Annotated in this window: 24 protein-coding genes; 14 read left to right on the top strand and 10 right to left on the bottom strand. The window is 73.3% G+C overall.

Annotation, left to right across the window (positions count from 1 at the left end; genetic code table 11):
- Window positions 1-27: 27 nt before the first annotated feature.
- The gene (locus tag ACFC02_RS11645) at window positions 28-834 is read right to left on the bottom strand and encodes a TIGR02452 family protein (protein ID WP_376355440.1); all 807 of its coding nucleotides are present in this window, start codon (window positions 832-834) and stop codon (window positions 28-30) included.
- A gap of 315 nt (window positions 835-1,149) precedes the next feature.
- Between ACFC02_RS11645 and egtA the strand changes: the two genes are divergently transcribed.
- From egtA to egtD, 4 genes are read left to right on the top strand one after another with little or no spacing between them, the layout of a single operon-like run.
- Window positions 1,150-2,451, top strand: a complete 1,302-nt coding sequence (gene egtA / locus ACFC02_RS11650) for an ergothioneine biosynthesis glutamate--cysteine ligase EgtA (protein WP_376355442.1) — start codon at window positions 1,150-1,152, stop codon at window positions 2,449-2,451.
- A complete protein-coding gene (gene egtB / locus ACFC02_RS11655) occupies window positions 2,448-3,821 on the top strand; it encodes an ergothioneine biosynthesis protein EgtB (RefSeq protein WP_376355444.1) in 1,374 nt (457 codons plus the stop codon). Before egtA ends, egtB begins: the two co-directional genes overlap by 4 nt.
- Window positions 3,821-4,696, top strand: a complete 876-nt coding sequence (egtC, locus tag ACFC02_RS11660) for an ergothioneine biosynthesis protein EgtC (protein ID WP_376355446.1) — start codon at window positions 3,821-3,823, stop codon at window positions 4,694-4,696. Before egtB ends, egtC begins: the two co-directional genes overlap by 1 nt.
- Complete coding sequence (gene egtD, locus ACFC02_RS11665) at window positions 4,693-5,655, top strand: L-histidine N(alpha)-methyltransferase (RefSeq protein ID WP_376355448.1); 963 nt, start codon at window positions 4,693-4,695, stop codon at window positions 5,653-5,655. The genes egtC and egtD overlap by 4 nt, the downstream gene beginning before the upstream one ends.
- Before the next feature lie 208 nt (window positions 5,656-5,863).
- On the opposite strand, the gene ACFC02_RS11670 is transcribed toward egtD, so the two are convergent.
- The gene (locus tag ACFC02_RS11670) at window positions 5,864-7,126 is read right to left on the bottom strand and encodes an extracellular solute-binding protein (protein ID WP_376355450.1); all 1,263 of its coding nucleotides are present in this window, start codon (window positions 7,124-7,126) and stop codon (window positions 5,864-5,866) included.
- A gap of 271 nt (window positions 7,127-7,397) precedes the next feature.
- Between ACFC02_RS11670 and ACFC02_RS11675 the strand changes: the two genes are divergently transcribed.
- Window positions 7,398-7,613, top strand: a complete 216-nt coding sequence (locus ACFC02_RS11675; protein WP_037859267.1) for a dodecin — start codon at window positions 7,398-7,400, stop codon at window positions 7,611-7,613.
- Between the two features lie 22 nt (window positions 7,614-7,635).
- Here ACFC02_RS11675 and ACFC02_RS11680 read toward each other — a convergent pair whose 3' ends face one another.
- Window positions 7,636-8,127 (bottom strand): hypothetical protein, encoded by a 492-nt coding sequence (locus tag ACFC02_RS11680; protein WP_376355453.1) that lies wholly within the window; start codon window positions 8,125-8,127, stop codon window positions 7,636-7,638.
- 93 nt (window positions 8,128-8,220) lie between these two features.
- On the opposite strand from ACFC02_RS11680, the gene ACFC02_RS11685 reads away from it, so the two are divergent.
- The 3 genes from ACFC02_RS11685 to ACFC02_RS11695 are packed head-to-tail and all read left to right on the top strand — an operon-like array spanning window position 8,221 to window position 10,627.
- Window positions 8,221-8,454 (top strand): hypothetical protein, encoded by a 234-nt coding sequence (locus ACFC02_RS11685; protein ID WP_360971511.1) that lies wholly within the window; start codon window positions 8,221-8,223, stop codon window positions 8,452-8,454.
- Window positions 8,455-8,491: 37 nt separating this feature from the next.
- The gene (locus ACFC02_RS11690; protein ID WP_376355456.1) at window positions 8,492-9,490 is read left to right on the top strand and encodes an LLM class flavin-dependent oxidoreductase; all 999 of its coding nucleotides are present in this window, start codon (window positions 8,492-8,494) and stop codon (window positions 9,488-9,490) included.
- A gap of 33 nt (window positions 9,491-9,523) precedes the next feature.
- Entirely contained in the window at window positions 9,524-10,627 is a 1,104-nt protein-coding gene (locus ACFC02_RS11695; RefSeq protein WP_376355458.1) for a MerR family transcriptional regulator, read from the top strand.
- A gap of 130 nt (window positions 10,628-10,757) precedes the next feature.
- On the opposite strand, the gene ACFC02_RS11700 is transcribed toward ACFC02_RS11695, so the two are convergent.
- Window positions 10,758-11,267 carry a hypothetical protein gene (locus ACFC02_RS11700; protein WP_376355460.1) on the bottom strand — a complete coding sequence of 170 codons (510 nt, stop codon included), beginning with the start codon at window positions 11,265-11,267 and terminating at the stop codon, window positions 10,758-10,760.
- A 356-nt stretch (window positions 11,268-11,623) separates the two neighbouring features.
- On the opposite strand from ACFC02_RS11700, the gene ACFC02_RS11705 reads away from it, so the two are divergent.
- The 4 genes from ACFC02_RS11705 to ACFC02_RS11720 all read left to right on the top strand — a co-directional run bounded on the left by ACFC02_RS11705 (window position 11,624) and on the right by ACFC02_RS11720 (window position 16,941).
- On the top strand, window positions 11,624-12,394 hold the full coding sequence (locus ACFC02_RS11705; RefSeq protein ID WP_376355462.1) for a Scr1 family TA system antitoxin-like transcriptional regulator: 771 nt from the start codon (window positions 11,624-11,626) through the stop codon (window positions 12,392-12,394).
- Window positions 12,391-12,585, top strand: a complete 195-nt coding sequence (locus tag ACFC02_RS11710) for a DUF397 domain-containing protein (RefSeq protein ID WP_376355464.1) — start codon at window positions 12,391-12,393, stop codon at window positions 12,583-12,585. The genes ACFC02_RS11705 and ACFC02_RS11710 overlap by 4 nt, the downstream gene beginning before the upstream one ends.
- An 89-nt stretch (window positions 12,586-12,674) precedes the next feature.
- Entirely contained in the window at window positions 12,675-15,041 is a 2,367-nt protein-coding gene (locus ACFC02_RS11715; RefSeq protein ID WP_376355466.1) for an ATP-binding cassette domain-containing protein, read from the top strand.
- 130 nt (window positions 15,042-15,171) lie between these two features.
- Window positions 15,172-16,941: a hypothetical protein gene (locus ACFC02_RS11720; RefSeq protein WP_376355467.1), complete on the top strand. Its 1,770-nt coding sequence runs from the start codon at window positions 15,172-15,174 to the stop codon at window positions 16,939-16,941.
- On the opposite strand, the gene ACFC02_RS11725 is transcribed toward ACFC02_RS11720, so the two are convergent.
- The 5 genes from ACFC02_RS11725 to ACFC02_RS11745 all read right to left on the bottom strand — a co-directional run bounded on the left by ACFC02_RS11725 (window position 16,905) and on the right by ACFC02_RS11745 (window position 22,114).
- Window positions 16,905-17,756: a lysophospholipid acyltransferase family protein gene (locus ACFC02_RS11725; RefSeq protein ID WP_376355469.1), complete on the bottom strand. Its 852-nt coding sequence runs from the start codon at window positions 17,754-17,756 to the stop codon at window positions 16,905-16,907. The genes ACFC02_RS11720 and ACFC02_RS11725 overlap by 37 nt on opposite strands.
- Window positions 17,753-18,526, bottom strand: coding sequence for a GNAT family N-acetyltransferase (locus ACFC02_RS11730; protein ID WP_376355471.1), 774 nt, complete (start codon window positions 18,524-18,526; stop codon window positions 17,753-17,755). Before ACFC02_RS11730 ends, ACFC02_RS11725 begins: the two co-directional genes overlap by 4 nt.
- A 222-nt stretch (window positions 18,527-18,748) precedes the next feature.
- Complete coding sequence (locus ACFC02_RS11735; protein WP_376355473.1) at window positions 18,749-19,498, bottom strand: succinate dehydrogenase/fumarate reductase iron-sulfur subunit; 750 nt, start codon at window positions 19,496-19,498, stop codon at window positions 18,749-18,751.
- Complete coding sequence (locus ACFC02_RS11740; RefSeq protein ID WP_376355475.1) at window positions 19,495-21,441, bottom strand: fumarate reductase/succinate dehydrogenase flavoprotein subunit; 1,947 nt, start codon at window positions 21,439-21,441, stop codon at window positions 19,495-19,497. Before ACFC02_RS11740 ends, ACFC02_RS11735 begins: the two co-directional genes overlap by 4 nt.
- Window position 21,442: 1 nt before the next feature.
- Window positions 21,443-22,114 (bottom strand): succinate dehydrogenase, encoded by a 672-nt coding sequence (locus tag ACFC02_RS11745; RefSeq protein ID WP_376355530.1) that lies wholly within the window; start codon window positions 22,112-22,114, stop codon window positions 21,443-21,445.
- Window positions 22,115-22,233: 119 nt separating this feature from the next.
- Here ACFC02_RS11745 and ACFC02_RS11750 point away from each other — a divergent pair, with 119 nt between their 5' ends.
- Window positions 22,234-23,121 (top strand): LysR family transcriptional regulator, encoded by an 888-nt coding sequence (locus tag ACFC02_RS11750; protein ID WP_376355477.1) that lies wholly within the window; start codon window positions 22,234-22,236, stop codon window positions 23,119-23,121.
- Between the two features lie 183 nt (window positions 23,122-23,304).
- On the opposite strand, the gene ACFC02_RS11755 is transcribed toward ACFC02_RS11750, so the two are convergent.
- Window positions 23,305-24,198, bottom strand: a complete 894-nt coding sequence (locus ACFC02_RS11755; protein ID WP_376355479.1) for an NAD(P)H-binding protein — start codon at window positions 24,196-24,198, stop codon at window positions 23,305-23,307.
- A gap of 186 nt (window positions 24,199-24,384) precedes the next feature.
- Between ACFC02_RS11755 and ACFC02_RS11760 the strand changes: the two genes are divergently transcribed.
- A complete protein-coding gene (locus tag ACFC02_RS11760) occupies window positions 24,385-25,278 on the top strand; it encodes a LysR family transcriptional regulator (RefSeq protein ID WP_376355532.1) in 894 nt (297 codons plus the stop codon).
- Window positions 25,279-25,295 lie beyond the last annotated feature (17 nt).

A 25,295-nucleotide genomic window follows, 5' to 3' on the forward strand; every position in this document is an offset into this window, starting at 1 on the left:
CGGAGCCACCTCCGCCGTACTCTCGCCTCAGGCGAACGCCCGCGCGAACGCGGCCCGGACGGCGCTGCCCGGCGTACGGTCGAGCACACCGAACACCACGCACTCGAACGCGTCCGCGAACCGCCCGCCGGGCCCCAGCAGCGCCCGGAATGCCGCCGCCACCTGCGCGGGGTCGTTGCGGAACACCCCGCACCCCCAGGCCCCCAGCACCAGCCGCCGGTAGCCGTGCGCCGCGGCCGTCTCCAGCACCCGCTCGGCGCGGACGGCCAGGGCGCCCGGGAGCCGGTCCGCCCGCTCGGGTGTGTCACGCAGGACCACCCCGGCGTTCGGGGCGGCGGCGGTCAGGAAGCCGGCGGTGTACGGCTCGTCCAGCAGCCCGCCGCGGTCGTCGCGGAAAACGGGCACGGCCGGCGAGTGGATCACCCGATCGGAGTAGAACGGATCCCGGTGCGTCCGGTGATGGTCGTAGAACTCCCTGGCTCCGAGCAGGCACGTGTGGAGCGCGGAGGCGCGGCACAGGGCCTCCTCCTGGGCCTGCGCGCCGTTGAGGTAGCCGCCCCCGGGATTGCGCGCCGAGGCGAAGTTCAGGACGGCCACCGGGCCGGTGAGCCGCCGGGCCGCGGCCAGGCTGCTCTCGCCCGTGACCTCGACGGTCGTCCCGGCCGGTACCCACGGCGGCACGGAGACCGGGCCGGGCCCGTGCACGCGCGTGCCCGCGCGGGCGGCACCGACGGCCGCGGCCAGGCGCACCTCGCCGCCGTCGCCCCGCCGGTAGGCCCCGGCCATGACGATCTGCTCGGTCTGCTGTGCGATGCCGCGCAGGCGCGCGCTCATGGCGCCACCCCCGCGAGCGCCACGACCGCGCCCCGCGCGGCGTCCCCCGTGTTCATGTACGCATCGTGAGCGATCCGGGACCCCCGGTGCAACGGGATTTCCCCGTCCGACAGGTGCCGAACGGTGCCGCGCGGCCTGCGGGGAACGCCGTGAAGCGTCGGGAAACATCGCGGAAACTGAGATTCCAGGGCACGATTGTCCCGTTCTGCACCCTTGTGCGAATCGGTCGCAGGGACTTGGGTGGGACGGTGCGACACCGTCCCGGACCATCGATCCCGGGCCGGTGGCATGGTGGAATCTCAGGAGGATCCCGACATGTCCGATTCGGCAAGTGGCTGTACGGAGCCCCGTACCGCCGTCTCCGAAGCCGAGGTCGAGGCGCTGGTCAGCGGCATCTGCTTCAAGACCGGACCGCCCCGCACCATCGGCGTGGAAGTGGAATGGCTGGTCCACGAGCTGCGTTCGCCGCGGCTCCCCGTGACCCCCGAACGTCTCGAAGCGGCCTACGCCGCCCTGCGGACCGTGCCCCTGGGATCGGCGCTCACCGTCGAACCCGGCGGCCAGCTGGAACTCAGCTCGCCGCCCGCCGCCTCCCTGACGGAGTGTGTCGGCACCGTCTCCGCGGACCTCGACCGCGTCCGTGCCGTACTGGCCGCCGACGACCTGCGTCTGGTCGGTCTCGGCCACGATCCCTGGCACACTCCCCGGCGGTTCCTGCGCGAGCGGCGCTACGACGCCCTGGAGGCCTGCCTGGACCGGGGCGGCCCGGCCGGCCGGCACATGATGTGCACCTCGGCCTCCGTGCAGGTGTGCCTGGACGCCGGCCACGAGGAGCCGGGACCGCTCGGCCACGTGCGGCGCTGGTGGCTCGCACACCAGCTGGGCGCGGTCCTGGTGGCCGCGTTCGCCAACTCCCCGCTGCTCGGCCGACGGCGCACCGGATGGCGCTCCACCCGGCAACTGCTGTGGACGCAGATCGGCCCGGGGCGGGCGGGCGCTCCCCCGCTCGACGGCTCCCCCCGCACCGCCTGGGCCCGGCACGTGCTGGACGCGCCGGTGATGTGCGTGCGGCGCGACGACGGGCCGTGGCACGTCCCCGAGGGCCTGACCTTCCGTGACTGGATACGCTCCGGCCGGCCCAGGCCGCCGACCAGGGAGGACCTCGACTACCACCTCACCACCCTCTTCCCGCCCGTCAGGCCGCGCGGCCATCTCGAACTGCGCATGATCGACGCGCAGCCCGGCGACGACGGATGGATCGTGCCGCTCGCGGTGACGGCGGCGCTCTTCGACGACCCGGAGGCCGCGGAGAGCGCGTACCGGACCGTCAAGCCGCTCGCCGAGCGGGCGCTGGGCAGGCCCGCGCCGCACAACCCGCTGTGGGTCGACGCGGCCCGCTCCGGGCTCGCCGACCCGGAGCTGCGCGAGGCGGCCGTCACCTGCTTCGAGGCCGCCCTGGCGGCCCTGCCGCGGCTCGGGGCCGCCCCCGCGGTCACGGACGCCGTCACGACGTACCTGGACCGCTACGTCCGCAGGGGCCGCTGCCCCGCCGACGACCTGCTCGACCGACTGGACGGCCGGGACCGCCGCACCCACGGGAAGGACCTCCGCTCATGACCGACCCCGCGCTCGACCCCGCCCCCCACGCGGCGCCCGGTCCGACGCCCGGCGCCGGGACCGACCCCGAGGCGCTGCGCGCCCGTGCCCTGACCTCGCTCACCACCGCCCGGGACCGCACCACGCTGCTGACCGGCTGCGTGGAGGAGCCCGACCTGACCGCGCAGCACTCCCCCCTGATGTCGCCGCTGGTGTGGGACCTCGCGCACATCGGCAACCAGGAGGAGCTGTGGCTGCTGCGCACGGTCGCCGGACGGGAGGCGATGCGCCCCGAGATCGACAGCCTCTACGACGCCTTCGAGCACCCGCGCTCCGAACGCCCCTCCCTGCCGCTGCTGGCGCCCGCCGAGGCCCGCGCGTACGCGTCGGAGGTGCGCGGCCGGGTGCTGGACCTGCTGGAGGCCGCCGACTTCCACGGGACCCGGCTGACCGAGGCGGGCTTCGCCTTCGGGATGATCGCGCAGCACGAACAGCAGCACGACGAGACGATGCTGATCACCCATCAGCTGCGCCGGGGCCCGCGGGCCCTGACCGCGCCCGACCCGCAGCCGGCGCCCCCGTTCACCGGGCCGCCCGAAGTCCTCGTGCCCGGCGGCCCGTTCACCATGGGGACCTCCACCGAGCCGTGGGCGCTGGACAACGAACGGCCCGCGCACGTGCGGGAGGTGGCGCCGTTCTGGATCGACACCACCGCGGTCACCAACGCTGCCTACCTGGCGTTCATCGAGGACGGCGGGTACGACGAGGCACGCTGGTGGGCGCCGGACGGCTGGACCCACATCAGGCGGCACGGCATCACCGCCCCGCTGTTCTGGCGCCGCGACGGGGGACAGTGGCTGCGCCGGCACTTCGGCGCCACCGAGGCCGTACCGCCCGACGAGCCGGTCCTGCACGTGTGCTGGTACGAGGCCGACGCCTACGCCCGCTGGGCGGGGCGGCGGCTGCCCACCGAGGCCGAGTGGGAGAAGGCGGCGCGGCACGACCCGGCCACCGGCCGCTCGGCCCGCTACCCGTGGGGGGACGCGGACCCGGCGCCGGAGCACGCCAACCTCGGCCAGCGGCACCTGCGCCCGGCCCCGGCAGGCAGCTACCCGGCCGGTGAATCGCCCCTCGGCGTAAGTCAGTTGATCGGTGACGTGTGGGAGTGGACGGCGAGCGACTTCCTGCCCTACCCGGGGTTCGCCGCGTTCCCGTACAAGGAGTACTCGGAGGTGTTCTTCGGGCCGGAGCACAAGGTGCTGCGCGGCGGCTCGTTCGCCGTGGACCCGGTGGCCTGCCGGGGCACCTTCCGCAACTGGGACTACCCCGTCCGGCGACAGATCTTCTCCGGTTTCCGCACCGCCCGCTCCGCCCGGCCGGGAGAGTACTGATGTGCCGTCACCTGGCCCGGCTGGGCCCCGAGGAGCCGCTCGGCCGGGCCCTCGTCGAGCCGCCGCACGGCCTGTACCGCCAGTCGTGGGCGCCCCGCCGGCAGCGGTACGGCACGGTCAACGCCGACGGTTTCGGGGTCGGCTGGTACGCCGCCGGCGACCCCGTGCCGGCCCGCTACCGCCGGGCCGGGCCGATCTGGGCGGACCTGTCCTTCGCCGACCTCGCCCGGGTCGTGCGGAGCACGGCGCTGCTGGCGGCGGTGCGCGACGCGACCCTGGCGGGCGCGGACGCGGAGGCCGCGGCGGCACCGTTCGCCGCGGGCCGGTGGCTGTTCAGCCACAACGGCGCCGTGACCGGCTGGCCGGGCTCGCTCGCCGGGGCCGCCCGGACGCTGCCGCCCCAGGACCTGCTGGCGCTGGAGGCCCGCAACGACTCCGCGCTGGTGTGGGCGCTGGTGCTGGCCCGGCTGCGCGCGGGCGACGCACCCGCCCAGGCCCTCGCCGACACCGTCCTCGAGGTGGCCGGGGCGGCGCCCGGCTCCCGGCTCAACCTGCTGCTCACCGACGGCGAGACGATCACGGCGACCGCCTGGGGCGACAGCCTCTGGTACCTCGCCGAACCCGGGCACGGGTCGGTGGTGGTGGCCTCCGAGCCGTACGACGACGATGCGCGCTGGTGCCAGGTGCCCGACCACACGCTGCTGGCGGCGCACCGCACGGACGTCCTGCTGACCCCGCTCAAGGACCTCAGCCTCAAGGACCCCGGCAGCCACGACCACGACCCCGTTCTCCAGGACCCCAGCCTCAAGGACCCCGGCCTCGGCGACCCCGCCGGGGACCTGGCGTCCGCCCGAGCCGAGGAGCCCCGTACGTGAGCCCGTTCCACGTCACCCGCATCCTGCCCGAGGACGCCACGGCGGCCGCACTGCGCGCCGACGTCCAGCACGGCCTGACCAGCGATCCGAAGGCGCTGCCGCCGAAGTGGTTCTACGACGCGCACGGCAGTGACCTGTTCGAGCGGATCACCGGACTCCCCGAGTACTACCCGACCCGCGCCGAGCGCGAGATCCTCGCCGGCCGGGCGGGCGAGATCGCCGCAGCCCTGCCCGCCCGCACCCTGGTCGAGCTGGGCTCCGGCTCCTCGGAGAAGACCCGCTACCTGCTCGACGCCCTCACCGGCCTGCACACCTACGTCCCCGTCGACGTCAGCGAGAGCGCGCTGCGCCAGGCCGGGCGGGCGCTGGCCGCCGAACGCCCCGGGCTGACCGTGCACGCGCTGATCGCCGACTTCACCGCCGGGCTCACCCTGCCCGGCACCCCCGGCCCGAGGCTGCTGGCGTTCCTCGGCGGCACCGTCGGCAACCTGCTGCCCGCCGAACGCGCGGCGTTCCTGGCGGGCGTGCGCGCGCTGCTCTCCCCCGGCGACGCGCTGCTCCTCGGCACGGACCTGGTCAAGGACGAGGCGGTGCTGGTACGGGCGTACGACGACGCGGCCGGGGTGACCGCCGCGTTCAACAAGAACGTGCTGGCGGTCGTCGACCGCGAACTGGGCGCCGACTTCGACCCGGACGCCTTCGACCACGTGGCGCTGTGGAACCCCGAGGAGGAATGGATCGAGATGCGGCTGCGCTCCCGCACCGCGCAGACCGTGAAGGTGCCCGCCCTCGACCTCGCCGTCGACTTCGCGGCGGGCGAGGAGATGCGCACCGAGGTCTCGGCGAAGTTCCGCCGGGAGGGGGTGAGCGCCGAACTGGCCGCCGCGGGGCTGGACCTGACCCGGTGGTGGACCGACCGCGAGGGCCGCTTCGCGCTGTCGCTCAGCGTGGTGCGGTGAGCGGCGCACGCTGAGGGTGACCTGCGCTGAGCGTGCCGACCGGTGAGAGTGTCCTGCGCCGAGCGTGCCGTGCGTCGGGCCTCGTGCGCTCGGGGCGGGCCGACCGGTCCCGGCCGGGCCGCCCCGGGCGGGCGGTCCCGGGCGGGCGGTCCCGGGCGTGCGATCCCGGGCGGGCGGACCTGCCGGCGGCCCCGGGCGGGCCCGGCGATCAGCCCAGGCCGGGCGCCAGTTGTTCGGTGATCCGCTGGGAGGCGCGGCACGCCTCGGTACGCGGGTCGCCGCCGCTGAGCACCTTCGTCATGTACCGCTTGATCGGGTTGTCGGCCTCCACCGCGGCCCACTGCGGGGTGCTGGGGGTCGCTCGGCCGTGCGCGGCGCCCGCCGCCATGGCCGCGACTCCCTCCTCGCCGGCGACCGCGGAGGCGAGCGTCGTCTTGTTGGGGACGTAGTTCATGGTGCGGGCCAGCTCGGTGTCCCACTTGGCGCCGGTGAGTGCGGCGACGACCGCGACGGCCGCGTCCCGGTCACCGGTGTTGCGCGGCACGATGAGATCGGAGCCGCCGGTGAAGACGGTGCCCGGCCGGCCCGCGCTCTTGCCCGGCACCGCGAAGAAGCCCAACTTGCCCTTGAGGGCGGGGTTCTTCTGCACGACGGCCTGGGCGACCCCCGGCACGGCCACGATCTGCGCCACCTTGCCCGCGGCGAACACCCCGGCCTGCGGCGGGTGTTCCTCGTCGGCGCCGACGGGCCCGTCGCCGAGCTTCTGCAGCCGCTGGTAGAAGTCCATGCCGCGCAGGGCGGCCGCGGTGGCCAGGGTGCCCTTCCAGACGTTGGAGTTCTCCTTGGCGAGGTCGCCGCCCTCGTCCCAGATGAAGCCGGAGAGCGTGTACCAGTCCTGTCCGGCCAGGTAGATGCCCTGGTTGCCGCCGGTGTCGAGCTTCTCGGTGTCGGCGAGCCACTCGGCGCGGGTGCGCGGCGGCGCCTTGATGCCGGCCTTCTCGAACAGGTCCTTGCGGTAGACGACGACGCGGTTGGCGGCGTACCAGGGGATGCCGTACTGGGCGGAGTTGTCCTGTCCCGGCTCGGCCAGGCCCGGCACCCACTGCTGCATGCCCCAGTCCCGCATCGACTCCAGGGTCAGGTTGGTCAGCCGGCCGCCCTCGACGTACTGGGCGACCTGGGTGTTGCCGACCTCGACGACGTCGGGGCCGCCCTTCCCGTCGCCCGAGAGGGCGGCCTGCACCTTGGGGCCGATGCCGGTCCATTCCTGGATGCGGATGTCGAGGCGCAGGTCCTTGTGGGTGTGCTCGAAGTCCTCCGTGAAGCGGCGCAGGAAGTCCTGCGACGCGCTGTCCTTCATCAGCCAGACGGTGACGGTCTGCCGTCCGCCGGAACTGCTGCCGGGCAGCGCTCCGCAGGCGCTGGCCAGCGCGGCGGGCACACAGACGAGGGCGAGGAAGCGACGTCTCACGAGGGGTCCAGTTCTGTCAGGTGCACAGGAAAGATCCCGACGTGGGGGGCCGAGCAGCGGGCTCGTACGGGCGTCTGGGATTTTGGTATGGACCAATGCGCAGGTCAAGTGTCCGCAGGGTCACGATCCGCACACATCTCGCGCGCGGGCGCCGTATGCGGCACCGTGGAGTGAGGTGTGACGCCCCTCTCACGGAGTGTCACCGCCCGACGTGACGTCCCCGCCGTCCGGCGCCACCGCCGGCGTCGCCCGCGTAAGGAGCACCCGCATCATGACCGACCACGTTTACCGGGTCACCGAGATCGTCGGCAGTTCGCACCAGGGGGTCGACGACGCCATCCGCAACGCCATCACCCGCGCCTCGCAGACCGTGCGCAACCTGGACTGGTTCGAGGTCACGCAGGTCAGGGGCCAGATCGAGAACGGGCAGATCGAGCACTACCAGGTGGGCCTGAAGGTCGGCTTCCGGATCGAGGAGGCGGGCTGAGGCCGAGGCCCCACACCCGGTCTCAGGTCCGCCCCTCCCGCTCCTGCGCGTCCGCCAGCTCGGCCGAGGGAGCCGTCCACCGGGCGAGCTGGACCCGGAAACCCGCCTGTTCGGCGTCCTGGCACACCAGTTCGTCGTCGTCCACGAGCACCCGGATCTCCCGGTCCCGGGCCAGCCGCCGCAGGATCTCCAGCTTGGTGCTGCGGGCGGGCCTGCGGTCGTCGTCACGCCGCATGTGGAGGTCCCCTTCGGGCAGTCCGTGGGCGGCGAGCCAGTCGAGCGTGTCCCGGCGGCACCGCTCGGGCCGTCCGGTGAGGTAGACGACCTCGCACTCGTCCGCGCTGTCCCGGGCCAGCCGCACGCCCTCGGCGATCGGCGGGTCCTCGGTCGCGGCGGCGAAGAAGGCGTCCCAGTCCCGGGGCCGCCGCTGCAGGAAGCGCTGCCGGTGCGCCGTGTCGGCGAGGGTGTTGTCCAGGTCGAACACGGCCAGGGGCCGCTTGCTGGTGTCCGTCACGCCGTTCACCCTAGGGTCTTCCCGGCGGAACGTGGAGGGGTCGGACGGACCGGTCCGGATGCGGGCCCGCGCCTCGCACCCGATGCTGGGTACATGTCCGGAGCACTGCCCGTGACCGTGCACCCGCCCTCCCCCACGGGCGGGCGGCGCGTCCGTGTCAACGGCGAGATCCTGGGGCTGGCGTACAGCGTCGCGGACGTCGCCGAGTTCCTGCGCCGTGCCGGTCTCGACGTCGACCCCGTGGAGGTCTCGGTCTCCCCGCTGATCGACTGGCGCGGGGTCGGTCCGGAGTACTGGGGCCCGGAGCCTGGAGCCCCGCCCGGCTGAGCGGGAATCACGGGCGCTCTGCCGCGTTGAACCGAATGTGAATGCCCTGATCGAGTCCACCCGTTTCTCCGTCCTGGACCGCTCCCGCACCCGGGAGGGCCGTCCGGCCGCCGAGGCCCTGCGGGACACCGTGCGCCTGGCGCAGGAGGCGGAGCGGCTCGGCTACCACCGGTTCTGGGTCTCGGAGCACCACGGCGTGCCGGGCGTCGCCGGTTCCGCGCCGACCGTCCTGGCCGCCGCCGTGGCCGCCGCGACCCGCACGATCCGGGTCGGCACCGGCGGGGTGATGCTCCCCAACCACCGCCCCCTGGTCGTCGCCGAACAGTTCGGCGTCCTGGAGTCGCTGTACCCCGGCCGCGTCGACATGGGCCTCGGCCGTTCCGTCGGCTTCACGGACGGCGTACGCCGGGCGCTGGGCCGCGACAAGGACGACGCGGAGGACTTCGCGGCCCAGTTGGTTGAACTGCTCGGCTGGTTCGAGGGCACGTCCGCGACGGGGGCGCACGCCCGGCCCGCCGAGGGTCTGCGGGTGCCGCCGTTCGTGCTGGCCATGGGCGAGGGCGCCGGGATCGCCGCCCGCGCGGGCCTGCCCATGGTCATCGGCGACCTGCGCGACCGCGAGAAGATGCTGCGCGGCATCGACCGCTACCGCACCGACTTCCGCCCCTCCCCCTGGGCGCCGGAGCCGTACGTCGTCATCTCCGGCGCGATCGCGGTGGCCGCCACCGAAGCGGATGCCCGCCGGCTCCTGCTCCCGGAGGCCTGGTCGATGGCCCACGCCCGCACCCACGGGACGTTCCCGCCCCTGCCGCCCGCCGAACGCGTCGAGGCAGCCCGGATGACCGCCAAGGAGCGCGGCTACTACGAGACCGGTCTGACCGGGCACCTCGCCGGCACGGCGGACCAGGTCGAGGACGAGCTGGAGACGGTACTGAAGGAGACGGGCGCCCAAGAGGTACTGGTCACCACGAGCACGTACGACCGCGAGGCGCTGCTCGACTCGTACCGTCGGCTGGCGGGACTCTTGCGGGCTTGACCCTCGACATGGTCGAGGCATGAAGGTCCTCGTGTGGAGAACGACATGTACAGCATCGGGGAGATGGCCCGCACCAGTGGGCTGAGCGTGAGCGCGCTGCGGTTCTACGACCGTGCCGGCGTGCTGGTCCCCGCCTGGGTGGACCCGGTGAGCGGCTACCGCTGGTACGCCGCCGAGCAGTATGCCGAGGCCGCCGTGCTGGCCCGGTTGCGCCGGGCCGGCATGCCGCTCGCCGACATCCGCCTGGTGCTGGCCGGCTGGTCCAGCGCCGACACGGACCTGGTGCGGGGTCTGCTGCAGACGCACCTGCGCCGCCTCGAAGCAGGCCTGTCCGACGCACGCAGCGAGTTCTCCGCGCTCCGGACCCAACTCGACCACCGGGAGAACCCGATGACCTCGCCGCGCACCACCACCGTCCGGCTGGCCCTTCCCGCGCCGGACCTGGCCGCCGCGCTGGACGCGGTCCGCTTCGCGGCCGGCACCGACCCGGAGCTGCCGATGCTCTGCGGAGTCCTGTTCGACATCGAGGGCGCGACGCTCCGCGTCGTGGCCACCGACCGCTACCGGATGGCTGTCGCGCAGGCACGCACCACCGGTCACGAAGGCCCCCGCACGCAGGTCATCGCACCCCTCCCGCTCGTGGACGCGATGCGGGCGCTGCTCGGCGGCGACGAACCCGCCCACCTCGCCGTGGACGCGGGCCGCCTGACGCTGGAGACGGGCGACCGCCAGACGGCAGGCCAGTGCCTCGAGCACGACTTCCCCGACTACCGCCGCCTCGTCGACCTGCCCGCGGGGCGTCGCGCCGTCGTCGACGTGGCGGACTTCCGGAAGGCGCTGGAGACCGGCCCGGTCCACGGGAGCGAGGTCCGCGAACAGGACGGCGTGGCCTACGACCTCAGCGTGCTCGGCATGACGGACGACGGCAAGGTGTCCCTCTGCAAGGACGCCGAGGACACCGAGGACGCCCGCGAACGCATCGCCTTCAACCGCGAGTTCCTGCTCCACGCCCTCACCGCCGGCGCCCGGGACGAACTGCTCCTGGAATTCAGCGCCCCCACGGCCCCCCTCGTGATCCGCCGCCCCGACGACGAGGACACGTTCTCCCTGCTGATGCCGGTCCGGCTGGACGACTGACTCTCGCCGGGGGCGGCGCAGGAGGCCCCCTGCCGCTTCGTGCTACTGCCTGCTCTTCCGGTGCAGTTGCTCGCCCTACTGCATGCCGGGGCGGGGCCGGTGGTGGCACCGGCTCCGCCGCCGGGCCGTGTCAGCGGCTGCCGCGGTAGTACGTGACGTCCCAGTGCGAGCCCTCGCGGGCGTAGATGTTGCCCGACGGCGACTTGTACTGTTTCGCGCGGTCGCCCTTGCGCTCACCCACGTACTTCAACTTGTGGGTGATGTAGGAGTTCACGCACGACGACAGCTTGATGTCGACCTTGTAGCCGTTCCAGTGGCTGTATGTGCCGGAGGCGTGCCCCTTCTCCGTGCCGGCGGTGATGGTCACCGCGCACTTGCTCGTCTTCTTGAAGTCGATCACCCCGGCGACCGTGCTCCTGTTGATCTGTTCGAACGAAGTGCACCTGCCGTTCTTCCGGTTGCTGCACCTGCCCGACGACACCCACGTGACGCCCGCCCGCTTCAGCGCCTTCTCGGCCGCCGACTGCGAGTACTTGGCCGGTGCGGCGGTGGCGGTGGGAACGGCCGCCGCCAGCAGGCCCCCGGTCAGCAGCGCGGCGGAGGCGGCGAGTGCGGCGGGACGGGCCATACGTCGACTCATGAGCAGTCGATCCTCTCGTACGGGGTTGAGTTACGCCTGAGTCACTGCCCATCTGATATTTCCGGCATCCCTCCGCGACAGGGCGCACGGTGGTGTGATCGCGCACCGGGGTCGCCACCGCGCGCGGCCCCGCACGATTCGGTCGTGGTTGTACGGGGCTTGTACGGCTGCCGTACGGATCACATGCCGTGTCTCCCTTTCCGCGGGGCGCGTTGGGCATGGCCCGGGCGACGGGCGCGGCGTGGGCAGGGAAGGGTGTGGGAGCTTGAAGGCGGTACGGGGTGCGCGCAGCGATCGCGGAGTGGGAACGAAGGACATGCGGTCCGACCTGCCGGGGGTGTGGGCCGGCCTACGGAGTGTTGTTGCAGTACCTGCGGAAGCGGGCGGGGCTGAGCCAGCAGCAGCTCGGTGAGGCCATCGGGTACTCGCTGGAGCAGGTCGCCTCGGTGGAGCAGGGGCGGCGGCCCGCGAAGGCCGCGTTCACTGCGGCGGCGGAGCGGGTGCTGGGGGCGGGCGGGGTCCTGGAGGCGTTGCAGGGCGAGGTGGATCGGGCGAAGTTGCCGCGGTTCTTCCAGAACGTAGCGCTCCTGGAGGTCGAGGCGTTGAGCAGGTTCTCCTACGATCCCCTGCTCATTCCTGGCCTGTTGCAGACCGAGGCTTACGCGCAGGCACTCCTCGAAGCTCACTTCCCGCCCCTCGACGAGGAGGTCGTCGAGCAACGTGTGGCGGCTCGACTCGCCCGTCAGGCGATGCTGTCCCGTAAGAACCCGCCGGTGGTCTTCGTGTTCATCGTGGAGGAAGGCGCACTGCGACGATTCGTGGGCAGCACCGCAGTCATGCGCCGGCAGTTGGAGCACCTGCTGGCGAGTGCGCGGTTCCGCAACATCGAGCTTCAGGTGATGCCGGCCGCACGAGGTGTCCACAGTGGACTCAACGGGCCCATGGTGCTGCTGGAGTCGATGGACCGTGGGCGGCACGTCTACGTCGATGCGCAGGGCCTGGTGTCCGTCAGGTCCGATGAGGACGAGGTCAGCGAATTCTGGCTGCGGTATGGGATGCTGCGCACGCAGGCCCTCAGCACCGAGGAGTCCTCTCGTCTCATCGAGCGCATGGCAGGGGAGCTATGAGCACCGACCAGCACGCTGGACTGGATTGGTTCAAGAGCAGTTACAGCGGAACGAACGGCGGCGACTGTGTCGAGGTGGCCGCCGGTCTGGGTGTCGTGTACGTGCGGGACACCAAGGCCGCGGGCCGCGGGCCGGTGCTGCGGGTCGGTCGTGGTGAGTGGGCGGCGTTCGTGGCGCTCGCCGGGGAGTAGAGGGCGTCTGACCGGTGAGGTCTGAGGTGTTCGCGTAGAATTGCGGGGTTTGAGCCCGTCCTGTCGCCTCTCCATGCCGGAGCCCCGCCATGCACAGCCCCCATGATCAGTACGTCCGCGTCCGCGGGGCCCGCGAGCACAATCTCCAAGGGGTGGACGTCGATGTGCCGCGGGACGCGCTGGTGGTGTTCACCGGGGTGTCGGGGTCGGGGAAGTCGTCGCTGGCGTTCGGGACGATCTACGCGGAGGCGCAGCGGCGGTACTTCGAGTCGGTGGCGCCGTACGCGCGCAGGCTGATCCATCAGGTGGGCGCGCCGAAGGTCGGGGAGATCAGCGGGCTGCCGCCCGCCGTGTCGCTGCAGCAGCGGCGATCGGCGCCGACCTCGCGGTCGTCGGTGGGCACCGTGACGAACCTGTCCAACTCGCTGCGGATGCTGTTCTCGCGGGCCGGTGACTATCCGCCGGGTGCCGAGCGGCTGGACTCGGACGCCTTCTCGCCGAACACGGCGGCCGGGGCCTGCCCGGAGTGCCACGGGCTGGGGCGGGTGCACCGGACGAGCGAGGAGCTGCTGGTTCCCGATCCGTCCCTGTCCGTGCGCGAGGGGGCGATCGCGGCGTGGCCGGGGGCCTGGCAGGGCAAGAACCTGCGGGACGTCCTGGACGCGCTCGGTCATGACGTGGACCGGCCCTGGCGGGAGCTGCCCGCCGAGCAGCGGGAGTGGATCCTGTTCACGGACGAGCAGCCGGTGGTGACCGTGCATCCGGTGCGGGACGCCGACCGGATCCAACGGCCGTACCAGGGCACGTACATGAGCGCCCGGCGGTATGTGATGAAGACGTTCGCCGAGTCGAAGAGTCCGGCGCTGCGCGCGAAGGCGGAGCGCTTCCTCACCTCGGCGCCCTGCCCGGCCTGCGGTGGCAGCAGGCTGCGGCCCGAGGCGCTCGCCGTCACCTTCGCGGGGCGCACCATCGCCGAGTTGGCCGCGCTGCCGCTTTCCGAGCTGGCCGGCACGCTCCGGGGGGCCGTCTCCGAGGCGGCCCGGCTGCTCACCGACGACCTGAGGTCCCGAATCGGGCCGGTCGTCGAGCTGGGTCTCGGCTACCTCTCCCTCGACCGGTCCACGCCCACCCTCTCGGCGGGGGAACTGCAGCGGCTGCGGCTGGCCACGCAGCTGCGGTCGGGGCTGTTCGGGGTGGTGTACGTGCTCGACGAGCCGTCGGCGGGCCTGCACCCGGCGGACACCGAGGCACTGCTCACGGTGTTGCAGCGGCTCAAGGACGCGGGCAACTCGTTGTTCGTGGTGGAGCATCACCTGGACGTGGTACGCGGCGCGGACTGGGTCGTGGACGTGGGGCCGCTGGCCGGGGAGCACGGGGGCCGGGTGCTGCACAGCGGGCCGGTGGCCGGGCTGGCGGAGGTGGCCGGGTCGGCCACGGCACGGTTCCTGTTCGGCGGGCGCGCCGAGTCCCGGCGCCCGATGCGGCAGCCGCGCGACTGGGTGACCGTGGGGCCGGTCACCCGGCACAACCTGCGTGCGGTGACGGCCGGCTTCCCGCTGGGTGTGCTCACCGCCGTCACCGGAGTCTCGGGGTCAGGCAAGTCGACGCTGATCGGCGAGATCACGGAGGAACTGCCCGGCGTCGGGCGGCTGGTGTCGGTGGACCAGCGGCCGATCGGGCGCACCCCGCGCTCCAACCTGGCGACCTACACCGGCCTGTTCGACGTCGTGCGGAAGGTGTTCGCGGGTACGGAGGCGGCCCGTGAACTCGGGTACGGGGTGGGGCGGTTCTCGTTCAACGTGGCCGGGGGGCGCTGCGAGACCTGTCAGGGCGAGGGGTTCGTGAGCGTGGAACTGCTGTTCCTGCCGAGCACGTACGCGCCGTGCCCGGACTGCGGCGGCGCCCGGTACAACCCCGAGACGCTCCGCGTGACGTACCGGGGTCGCACGATCGCCGAGGTGCTGGACCTGACGGTGGAGAGCGCGGCTCAGTTCTTCGCCGACACCCCGCCCGTCGCCCGCAGCCTGAACACCCTGCTCGACGTCGGGCTGGGCTACCTGCGGCTGGGGCAGCCCGCCACCGAGCTGTCGGGCGGTGAGGCGCAGCGCATCAAGCTCGCGAGCGAGCTGCAGCGCGGTCGCCGGGGGCACACCCTCTACCTCCTGGACGAGCCGACGACGGGACTGCACCCGGCCGATGTCGAGGTGCTGATGCGGCAGTTGCACGGTCTGGTGGACGCCGGGCACACGGTGGTCGTCGTCGAGCACGACATGGCCGTCGTCGCGGACGCGGACTGGGTCATCGACCTCGGTCCGGGCGGCGGCGACGCGGGCGGCCGGATCGTGGCGGCGGGGACGCCGGCGCAGGTGGCCGGGGCGCAGGGCAGCGCCACGGCGCCGTACCTGGCCCGGGCGGCCGGTGCGGGGGCGCCGCCCGGGGCCGCGGACCGTACGTGATCGGCCGCCTCAAGTGGCACTGTCCGTCGCGTATTCGGGACGAGTGGCCGGATCGGCGGGACTGGCGGGTCCGGCGGGTCCGGCGGGACTGGCGGGTCCGGCCGCCGTGCCGTGCCCGATCATGGTGGACATGACACACACCTCCCGTCGCGGTCTGCTGACCGCGCTCGCCGCCTCCGCCGCCGCCGTGCCCCTGGGCGCCCTGGCCGCCGCTCCCGCCCGTGCCGCCGCCGGCGCCGCGGGAGCGGCCGTGGACCCGCTGCCCGCACCGCCCGGCCTGACCTCGGCCCGTTCCTCGGTGACCCTGCCGCCGCTGGACGCCTCCTGGTTCACCCCGGTGACGCTCACCGCCCCGCTCACCACCGCCGTGCTCCCCGGGACACCGGCCCGTACGGAGGTCACCTCCCAGGGCAGACGGGTCGCGCTGCTGACGCACGGAGCCCGCACCGTACTGCTGCCGGGCCCGCGAAGAACCTTCGCCGAGAACAAGCGGCCTTTCGTGGAGGACTTCGGGCGCACGCTGCCGGACACGTCGCTGCCGGCGGAGCAGCGCGCCTACTGGGGAACCTCGCCTGGCGGCGGCAGCTGGTCCACGCTCGGCCCCGACGCCACGGACTACTCGGTCGTGCCCGGCACCGGTGTGATCGCGCTGAGCACCGACTACGCCAGCCGCCACGCGAGCCTGCGCGACGACGAGATCACCGACGTCGACGTGCGGTCCGTGGCCCGGTTCGACAAGGTGCCCACCGGACAGGCCTGTTCCTACGCGCTGTCCTTCGGCTACCAGGACACCCACAACAACTACCGGGCCCGGCTGTCCTTCCTGACCACCGGCGCGGTGGAGCTGCGGGTGGAGAAGGAGGTCGCCGACACGGTCACCCAGCTCGCCCCGGCCGTCACAGCGGCGACCGGCAGCCCGGCGGGCACCGACTGGGCGGTCCGGGTGCGCCGCGAGGGGGCCAGGATCCGGGCCAAGGCCTGGCGGGCGGACGCCGCGGAACCGTCCGCGTGGGCCGTGGACGTCACCGACACGACCTTCGGCAAGGGCCGGGTGGGACTGCGCGCCCTGGCCAACAAGGGCTGTACGAACCTGCCGGTCAAGTTGATGGTGAGCCGTTTCCAGGTGGACGCCGCGAACTGGGCCGCACCGCCGAGCGTGACCCACGGCGACTGGGTGCGGGTGCTGCCGCAGCCCTTCGACGGGACCTGGACGGCGGAACTGGAACAGACCGTGCGCGGCTGGGCCGGGTCCACCGCGCCGGACGTCCTCGCGTACGCCGCCATGTTCCTGGCCGGGGCGCCCGCGGTCACCGCCGGGGACGGCCCCGCACGGGGCAAGCAGGTGCTGGGCGAGGCCGGTTACGGCTACCTGGACCCGCACGGCTACCGCTACGAGGGCGCCGACTTCCACGAGTACATGAACGTCGGCTGGACCTTCCCCGACGGCGCCTACACGGGCCCGTCGAGCAAGCAGGTGGGCAACCTGGACTGCTCGGGCTACACGCGCATGGTCTACGGCTACCACATGGGCGTGCCGATGGCGGCGGGGGCGGACACCTCCGGGGAGCGGATACCGCGCAAGTCCCGCGACATCGCCGACCACGCGCCCGGGGTCCTCGTCGACCGCACCGACGGCACCGCGCCGCCCGCCGCCGCCCAGCTCCAGCCCGGCGACCTGGTGCTGTTCAACGCCGACTCGGGCGACGACGACCCCGCCGGGCAGGTCGTGACCGTCGACCACGTCGGGATCCACCTGGGTACGGACGCGGACGGCAGGCGCCGTTTCCTGTCCAGTCGCAAGACCGTCGACGGGCCCACCATGTCCGACCTCGGCGGTGCCTCCCTGCTGGACGGCACGGGCACCTACGCCCGCTCGCTGCACACGGTCCGGCGCATCTGAGGCGGCACCGCACCGGAGGCGTCGTACGTCCGGCAGGGGCCGGCGGCCCAGGCCGGCTCCGCGGCCCCGGCCAGTGCCCGCCGGTCGTGGTGGCTGCCCGGCGCGATGACCGGGCGCACCGCGACCTCGGCGACCAGGCCGCGGGCCCGCACCACCCGCCACAGGGAGGCCGCCAGCGTGTCCTCGCCGACGAAGGCGGGCGCGGTGCTGATCGCTCCTCCGGCGCGGCGGTAGCGGATGGTGACGGGCTGCACCGGTACGTCCGCGTCGAGGGCGGCCTGGAAGACGGCCCGGTGGAAACGGCCCCGGCCGCGCCCGCACCAGGTGCTGCCCTCGGGGAAGGCCGCGACCGCGGCGCCCGCGCGCAGCGTCTCGGCGAGGTGCGCGACGGTGCCGGGCAGGGCCCGCAGCCGGTCCCGTTCGATGAACAGGGCGCCGCCGCGCGCGGCGAGCGGGCCCGCGAGCGGCCACCGGCGGACCTCCGACTTGGCGAGCATCCGGGCCGGGCGCACGGCGGCCAGCAGCGGGACGTCCAGCCACGAGATGTGGTTGGCCACCAGCAGCAGGCCGCCGGTGGGCGCGGCCGTGCCCGAGATCCGCACCCGCACGCCCGCCGCCCGCGCGATCGCCCGGCACCAGCGTCCGACCCAGCCGGCCGGGATCCGCCCGCCCAGCGGCGACAGCGCGATCCCGCCGAGCACCAGGACGGCGACCGCCATGAGCCGCAGGACGGCCCTCGGTACGGCGGCCATCGGCGCCGTGGGGTCCACGCACGTCCGCGGGGTGCAGGGCGCGCCGGGCAGCCGGCCGCTCATGAGGCCGGTGCGAGCGCGAGGAAGTGCCGCAGGTAGCGCGGGTCGACCCGGCGCATCGGCAGCAGGACGTAGAAGTCCGCGACGCCGAAGTCGGGGTCGTGGGCGGGTTCGCCGCACACCCAGGCGCCCAGCCGGAGGTAGCCGCGCAGCAGGGCGGGCAGTTCACCGCGGGCGGCGGGGGCGCCGCCACCCGGCGTCCAGGGCAGCAGGGGGCGTACCCGGTACTCGGCCGGTGCCAGGTGCCGGGCGTCCACCCGCTGCCAGGTGGCGGTGGCCAGGGCACCGCCGTCGGCGAGCGGCACGGAGCAGCAGCCGGCGAGCCACGCGTGGCCCCGGTCGGCCATGTAGCGGGCGATGCCGGCCCAGATGAGGCCGATGACGGCGCCGTCGCGGTGGTCGGGGTGCACGCAGGAGCGGCCGACCTCGACCAGAGCGGACCGGATCGCGGAGAGCGCGCTCAGGTCGAACTCGCCCTCCGCGTACAGCCGTCCGGCGATCGCGGCGCGCTCCGGGGGCAGCAGCCGGTAGGTGCCGACGATCCCGCCGGTCACGGTGTCGTGCACGAGCAGGTGGTCGCAGTAGGCGTCGAACGCGTCGATGTCGTGGCCCGGCTCGGGGGTGGTGAGCGAGGCGCCCAACTCGGCGGCGAAGACGTCGTGGCGCAGGCGCTGCGCCGCGCGTACGTCGGCCTCGTCGCGGGCGAGGGTGAGGGTGTAGCGGGTGGGTGCCGTGGGCTGCGGGGGGCGGTCGAGTGCGCTGACGCCGGTCATGGCTGCCTCCGTGGTCGCGGGCCGGGCTCGGCGGTGCGGGCGGCCGGGCGGTCCCGGCTGCCGGTCCTGTTCTTCCGATGCCGGTTGGCCTGCGCGTGACCGGTGGCAGGAGCGCGGATGTGGTCTCGTTGAACGGCGTGCCGCACGGCAAGCAGACGGGGCCGGGGATGAGCACCACTCCCGGCCCCGCCCGTCCGCCCCCTCGGCGAACGTCTTTCGGGCCTACCTCCTGGCCGCCTTGCGGGTGGCGCGCAGCCACTCCTTGTTCATGCCGGTGATCGACACGAGCGGGATGCCCTTGGGGCAGGCGGTGGCGCACTCCCCGGTCAGGGTGCAGCCGCCGAAGCCCTCCTCGTCCATCTGGGCGACCATGTCGAGGACCCGGGTCTCGCGCTCGGGCGCGCCCTGCGGCAGGACGTTGAGGTGGTTGATCTTGGCGGAGGTGAAGAGCATCGCCGCGCCGTTGGGGCAGGCGGCGACGCAGGCGCCGCAGCCGATGCACTCGGCGTGCTCGAAGGCGAAGTCCGCATCGGGCTTCGGTACAGGCGTGGCATGGGCCTCGGGCGCGGCGCCGGTGGGGGCGGAGATGTAGCCGCCGGCCTGGATGATGCGGTCGAAGGCCGAGCGGTCGACGACCAGGTCCTTGACCACCGGGAAGGCGGCGGCCCGCCACGGTTCGATGTCGATGGTGTCGCCGTCGCTGAAGGACCGCATGTGCAGCTGGCAGGTGGTGGTGCGCTCGGGGCCGTGCGCGTCGCCGTTGATGACCAGGCTGCACGCGCCGCAGATGCCCTCGCGGCAGTCGTGGTCGAAGGCGACGGGGTCATCGCCGGCGAGGATGAGCTGTTCGTTGAGGACGTCCAGCATCTCCAGGAAGGACATGTCGGGCGAGATGCCGTCCACCTGGTAGGTGGACATGGTGCCGTCGGCGTCGGCGTTCTTCTGCCGCCAGACGCGCAGGGTGAGCTTCATGCGTAGCTCCGCTGGGTGGGGTGGACGTACTCGAAGACCAGGTCTTCCTTGTGCAGGATGGGGGCCTCGCCCGTGCTGGTGAACTCCCAGGCGGCGGCGTAGCCGAACTCGTCGTCCCTGCGGGCGGCCTCGCCGTCGGGGGTCTGGGACTCCTCGCGGAAGTGGCCGCCGCAGGACTCGGCGCGGTGCAGGGCGTCCAGGCACATCAGCTCGGCCAGTTCGAGGTAGTCGACGATGCGGTTGGCCTTCTCCAGCGACTGGTTGAACTCCTCGCCGGTGCCGGGCACCTTGATCCGCCGCCAGAACTCCTCGCGGATCTGCGGGATGCGCTCCAGCGCCTTGCGCAGTCCGGACTCGGTGCGGGCCATGCCGCACAGCTCCCACAGGAGTTCGCCCAGTTCCCGGTGGAAGGAGTCGGGGGTGCGGTCGCCGTCGACGGCGAGGAGCAGGTGGAGCCGGTCCTCGGTCTCGGCGAGCACCTCCTGGACGACGGGGTGGTCGGCGCTCACCTCGTCCTTGTGGGGATGGCGGGCCAGGTAGTCGTTGATGGTGGCCGGCAGGACGAAGTAGCCGTCGGCCAGGCCCTGCATGAGCGCGGAGGCGCCGAGGCGGTTGGCGCCGTGGTCGGAGAAGTTGGCCTCGCCGATGGCGAACAGGCCGGGGACGGTGGTCTGGAGGTCGTAGTCGACCCACAGGCCGCCCATCGTGTAGTGCACGGCGGGGTAGATCCGCATGGGCACCTCGTACGGGTTCTCCGCGGTGATCCGCTCGTACATGTCGAAGAGGTTGCCGTACTTCTCCTCGACCTTCCGGCGGCCCATCCGCGCGATGGCGTCCGCGAAGTCGAGGTAGACGCCCTGGCCGCCGGGGCCCACTCCCCTGCCCTCGTCGCACACGTTCTTCGCGGCGCGGGAGGCGATGTCGCGCGGGACGAGGTTGCCGAAGGACGGGTAGATGCGCTCCAGGTAGTAGTCGCGCTCGTCCTCGGGGATCTCGTTCGGCGGGCGGGTGTCGCCCTTGGCCCTCGGCACCCAGATGCGGCCGTCGTTGCGCAGTGACTCGCTCATCAGCGTCAGCTTGGACTGGTGGTCGCCGGTGCGCGGGATGCAGGTGGGGTGGATCTGGGTGAAGCAGGGGTTGGCGAAATGGGCGCCGCGCCGGTGCGCCCGCCAGATGGCGGTCGCGTTGGAGTTCATGGCGTTGGTCGACAGGTAGAAGACGTTGCCGTAGCCGCCGGAGGCGAGGACGACGGCGTCGGCGAAGTACGTGTCGATCTTCCCGGTGATCAGGTCGCGGGCCACGATGCCGCGGGCCCGGCCGTCCACGACGATCAGGTCGAGCATCTCGGTGCGCGGGTGCATCTCGATGTTCCCGGCGGCGATCTGCCGGGACAGCGCCTGGTAGGCACCGAGCAGGAGCTGCTGGCCCGTCTGGCCGCGGGCGTAGAAGGTGCGGGAGACCTGGACGCCGCCGAAGGAGCGGGTGTCGAGCAGGCCGCCGTACTCGCGGGCGAAGGGGACGCCCTGGGCCACGCACTGGTCGATGATCTCCACCGAGATCTGGGCCAGGCGGCGCACGTTGGACTCGCGGGAGCGGAAGTCGCCGCCCTTGACGGTGTCGTAGAAGAGGCGGTGGATCGAGTCGCCGTCGTTGCGGTAGTTCTTGGCGGCGTTGATGCCGCCCTGCGCGGCGATGGAGTGCGCGCGGCGCGGGGAGTCCTGGTAGCAGAACTGGACGACGTGGTAGCCCTGTTCGGCCAGCGTGGCGCCGGCGGAGCCGCCCGCGAGGCCGGTGCCCACGACGATGATCCGCTGCCTGCGCCGGTTGGCCGGGTTGACCAGCTTGGCCTCGAAGCGGCGCTTGTCCCAGCGTTCCTCGACGGGGCCGGAGGGCGCCTTGGTGTCGGAGACCGGCTCGCCGGTCGTGTAGTCGGCGTAGGTCATGTCAGCTCACCACTCCGGTCATCACGCCCACGGGCACGGCGATGAAGCCGGCGGTGAGCAGCACTGCGAGGATGTCGGCGACGGTCTTCAGGGCGCGGTCGCGCCGCCGGCTGCCGACGCCGAGGGTCTGGGCGGCGCTCCAGAAGCCGTGCCTGATGTGCAGGCCGAGCGCCAGCATCGCGACGATGTAGATCACGTCGCCGTACCAGGTCGAGAAGGTGTCCACGACGTTCTGGTACGGGTGGCCCTGCTGGAAGCCGCCGGAGTGCACGGTGCCGGTGGTCAGGTCCAGGATGTGCCAGACGATGAACAGGCCGAGGATGATCCCGCCCCAGCGCATGGTGCGGGTGGCGTAGCTCGCCCGGGGCCGGGCGTGCACGTACTTGGCCGGGCGGGCCCTGATGTCGCGGCGGCTGAGCTGGTACGCCGAGACCGCGTGGGCGACCACGGCGACGACGAGGACGACCCGGATGAGCCAGAGCGTCCACTCGTAGTGCATGAACGGTTCGCCCACCGTGCGCAGCCAGTGCGCGTAGTGGTTGAACTCCCCCGCCCCGAAGTAGATCTTCAGGTTTCCGATCATGTGGGCGACCAGGTACAGCAGCATGATCAGGCCGCTGACCGCCATCACGGTCTTCTTGCCGACGGTCGAGTGCCACACCGTGCGCGCCATGGACGGCCGTCGGTCCGTCCGCGTTGCCAGAGCCATGGCCATGACGCTAGAGCCGTGGAGGCCCATCGGTCCAAGACATGGTACGGCTCGTTTCGATAGGGAAAGGCTATCGTGGCTGCATGCAGTTCCAGCAGCTCCAGTACTTCGTGGCGGTCGCCGAGACGCGGCACTTCACCCGGGCCGCCGACCTGGTCCACGTCGCCCAGCCCTCGCTCTCCCAGCAGATCAAGGCGCTGGAGCGGGAGCTGGGCGCCGACCTGTTCCAGCGGGCGCGGGGCAACATCACGCTCACCGACGCGGGCGAGGCGCTGCTGCCGCTGGCCCGGCGGATCCTCGCCGACGCGGACACGGCCCGCCACGAGGTGCAGGAGCTGGTGCAGCTGCGCAGCGGCCGCGTGCGGCTGGGGGCGACGCCCAGCCTGTGCACGGGCCTGCTGCCGGACGTGCTGCGCGCCTTCCACGACCGCTATCCCGGCATCCGGTTGCTGGTGGAGGAGAGCGGCTCGCACGACCTGGTACGGGAGCTGGCGCGCGGCGCCCTGGACCTGGCGCTGGTCGTGCTGCCGCTGCCCACCCCCTCCCCCGCGCTGACCACGGTGGAGCTGCTGCGCGAGGACCTGGTCGTGGTGTCCTCGCCGGAGGCCGATCCGCCCGGCGCTCCGGGGCGGCGGACGGTGCGCATCGCGGACCTGGAGGGGGCGCGGCTCGTGATGTTCCGGCACGGCTACGACCTCAGGGAGCTGACGGTCGCCGCGTGCCGCGCCGAGGGCTTCGAGCCGGACTTCGCCGTCGAGGGCGGCGAGATGGACGCCGTGCTGGGCTTCGTACGGGCCGGCTTGGGCGTCGCGGTCGTCCCGCGCATGGTCGCCGCCCGCTCCGGGCGCGGCCTGCGCGTCACCCCGCTGGCCCGCCCCGGCCTGCACCGCACGATCGCGCTGGCCCACCGCAGCGACGTGGCTCCGCCCAGGGCGGCCAGGGAGCTGCAGCGGATGCTGCTGGAGCGGTGAGCCGGGCGGTACGGGACGGTGCGGGAGCGGTGCGGCGGGCGGGCCAGGACTGTGCGCAAGCAGTGCGAGGGGCGGGCCGGGGAGCGGTGCGGGAGCGGTGAGCCGGGGACGCGGGGTTGCTGCGGCAGGCCGCCCGGGGCTGACCCCGGGCGGCCTGGACGGTGCACGGTCGGCCGGCCGGGTTCAGCCGAGGACGGCGGGCTTGAGCACCTCCTCGCACCACTGGCGGAAGGCGGTGGGCGCGGTCTCGGGGGTGCTCGGGGCGGCGGCACCGTAGAAGCCCTGCTCATCGATGGCGCGCGTCATGTCGGCCATGCCCTGCGCCACGGCCTCGCTCGCGCCGCGGCCCAGCAGTGCCCTCCGGTAGTCCTCGATGCCGACCCGCTCCGTCCGGACGGGCCGGCCCAGCACCAGCGACACCACCTCGGCCATGCCTTCGGGTGTCAGCGCGTCGGGGCCCACCAGGGGGACGTCCTCCTGCCCGGTCCAGGAGTCCGCGAGCAGCAGCCGGGCCGCCGTGGCGGCGATGTCGGCGGTGGCGCAGGTGCGCAGGACGTGGGCGTGTGCGGTGTCGGACGCCATGCGGAACACGCCGCTGTCCCGGATCGAGGGCGCCTGTCCCAGCAGGTTCTCCATGAGGAACGGCGGGCACAGCGCCCGGTAGTGAACGCCGGTGGCCATGATCTGCTCGTCCATGGCCAGGGACGCCGAGATCTGCCCGGCGTTCTCGGCGACCTTGCGGCCCAGGGTGGAGACGGCGACCACACGCTGGACGCCCCGCGCCTCGATCACCTCGCACAACGGCTCGGTGAAGGCGCGGAAGTGGCCCGCGACGCTGTCGGTGACCGGTGACGGGGGCACCAGCCAGAACACCCGGTCGGCGTCCGCGCAGGCCGCCCCGAGCACGTCGGGGTCGCTGTGCGAGCCCTGGAACACCTCGATGCGGTCCCGCGCCGCCGGCGCGAGGCGTGCGGGGTCGCGGGCGATCACCCTGAGCGGTCCGGCGTCCGGGGCGTCGAGGAGGCGGTCGAGGAGCTGCCGGCCGATCTGGCCGGTCGGGGTGGTGACGACGATCACGGACACTCCAGGAAATGGGAGGAACGAGAGAAGGAAGGAACTCGCTCGATCCTGCGCCCGGGGCCCCCGCAACTGAAGGACCGATCCGCTCTCGGTTGTTACCCTGGGGGCAATACCGATCGGGGGGGAGTCGTGGAAGCTCCGGATGCCATGAGAGCCCTGGACGCCGTGGGCGCCGCGGGAGCCGTGGAGTCCCGTCCGCTGCGCTATTTCGTCGCGGTCGCCGAGGAACTCAACTTCGCCCGCGCCGCCGAGCGCCTGGGTATCTCGCCGCCGCCCCTGTCGCGTGCCGTCCGCCGTCTGGAGGCGGATCTCGGCGTCACCCTGTTCGAGCGGACCACGCACAGCGTCGCGCTGACCCCGCCCGGCGAGGTGCTGCTCAAGGAGGCACGGATCGCGCTGGACGCGTTGCAGGCGGCCGGACGCCGGGCCCAGCGAGCCGCCGCGCCGCAGGCCGGGCTGGTCCTGGCGATGAAGGCGGACGGCGACGCCGGACTGCTGGAGCCGGTCCTGGAGCGCTTCGCCGCCGACCCCGCCGCCGTGCCGGTCACCGTCCGCCTGTGCGGCCTGGGGGAGGCCCCGGTGCTGCTGCGGCGCGGCGAGGCCGACGTGGCCTTCGCCCACGAGCCGTACGACCGCACCGGCCTGGACGGCGAGCCGCTGGCCACCGAGGAGCGGGTGGCGGCCGTGGCCGCCGGCCACCCGCTCGCCGCCCGCACCCGTCTCACGCTGGACGACCTGGGCCTGGGACGGCGCGACGGGGACCTCGACCGCTTCATCGACGGCTCCCGGCGCCACGGCCAGGATCTCGCCCAGTTGCTGACCCGGGTGGGCCTCGGCGAACTGTTCGCCGTCCTGCCGGCCTCCGTGACCCGGCGCTACCCGCGCCCCGGCGTCGCCTACCGCCCCGTCACCGACGCGCCCCCGGCCGTGATGACGATCGCCTGGCCGCAGCAGTCACGCTCGACGGCCACCGCCGCGCTCGTCCGGATCGCCACCGACCTGGCCGCGGCCCTGGGCGCCGCTCAGGCCGGGGCCGAGCCGGCACCGGCCGCCGGGGTCCACCCCGTCGGGTTGTGAGGGCGACCGGCACCGAG

Origin of the sequence: Streptomyces sp. NPDC056160, assembly GCF_042268205.1 — a bacterium.
Taxonomy (GTDB): Bacteria; Actinomycetota; Actinomycetes; order Streptomycetales; family Streptomycetaceae; genus Streptomyces.

What these genes read in the sequence shown, in the direction of transcription:
- ACFC02_RS11675 (WP_037859267.1), top strand. Translation starts at nt 7,398, where the DNA reads ATGACCGACCACGTTTACCGGGTCACCGAGATCGTCGGCAGTTCGCAC.
- ACFC02_RS11715 (WP_376355466.1), top strand. Translation starts at nt 12,675, where the DNA reads ATGCACAGCCCCCATGATCAGTACGTCCGCGTCCGCGGGGCCCGCGAG.
- ACFC02_RS11750 (WP_376355477.1), top strand. Translation starts at nt 22,234, where the DNA reads ATGCAGTTCCAGCAGCTCCAGTACTTCGTGGCGGTCGCCGAGACGCGG.
- ACFC02_RS11700 (WP_376355460.1), bottom strand. Translation starts at nt 11,267, where the DNA reads ATGAGTCGACGTATGGCCCGTCCCGCCGCACTCGCCGCCTCCGCCGCG.
- egtB (WP_376355444.1), top strand. Translation starts at nt 2,448, where the DNA reads ATGACCGACCCCGCGCTCGACCCCGCCCCCCACGCGGCGCCCGGTCCG.
- ACFC02_RS11730 (WP_376355471.1), bottom strand. Translation starts at nt 18,526, where the DNA reads ATGACCGGCGTCAGCGCACTCGACCGCCCCCCGCAGCCCACGGCACCC.
- ACFC02_RS11720 (WP_376355467.1), top strand. Translation starts at nt 15,172, where the DNA reads ATGACACACACCTCCCGTCGCGGTCTGCTGACCGCGCTCGCCGCCTCC.
- egtC (WP_376355446.1), top strand. Translation starts at nt 3,821, where the DNA reads ATGTGCCGTCACCTGGCCCGGCTGGGCCCCGAGGAGCCGCTCGGCCGG.
- ACFC02_RS11740 (WP_376355475.1), bottom strand. Translation starts at nt 21,441, where the DNA reads ATGACCTACGCCGACTACACGACCGGCGAGCCGGTCTCCGACACCAAG.
- ACFC02_RS11685 (WP_360971511.1), top strand. Translation starts at nt 8,221, where the DNA reads ATGTCCGGAGCACTGCCCGTGACCGTGCACCCGCCCTCCCCCACGGGC.
- ACFC02_RS11725 (WP_376355469.1), bottom strand. Translation starts at nt 17,756, where the DNA reads ATGAGCGGCCGGCTGCCCGGCGCGCCCTGCACCCCGCGGACGTGCGTG.
- ACFC02_RS11735 (WP_376355473.1), bottom strand. Translation starts at nt 19,498, where the DNA reads ATGAAGCTCACCCTGCGCGTCTGGCGGCAGAAGAACGCCGACGCCGAC.
- egtA (WP_376355442.1), top strand. Translation starts at nt 1,150, where the DNA reads ATGTCCGATTCGGCAAGTGGCTGTACGGAGCCCCGTACCGCCGTCTCC.
- ACFC02_RS11710 (WP_376355464.1), top strand. Translation starts at nt 12,391, where the DNA reads ATGAGCACCGACCAGCACGCTGGACTGGATTGGTTCAAGAGCAGTTAC.
- ACFC02_RS11745 (WP_376355530.1), bottom strand. Translation starts at nt 22,114, where the DNA reads ATGGCGCGCACGGTGTGGCACTCGACCGTCGGCAAGAAGACCGTGATG.
- ACFC02_RS11645 (WP_376355440.1), bottom strand. Translation starts at nt 834, where the DNA reads ATGAGCGCGCGCCTGCGCGGCATCGCACAGCAGACCGAGCAGATCGTC.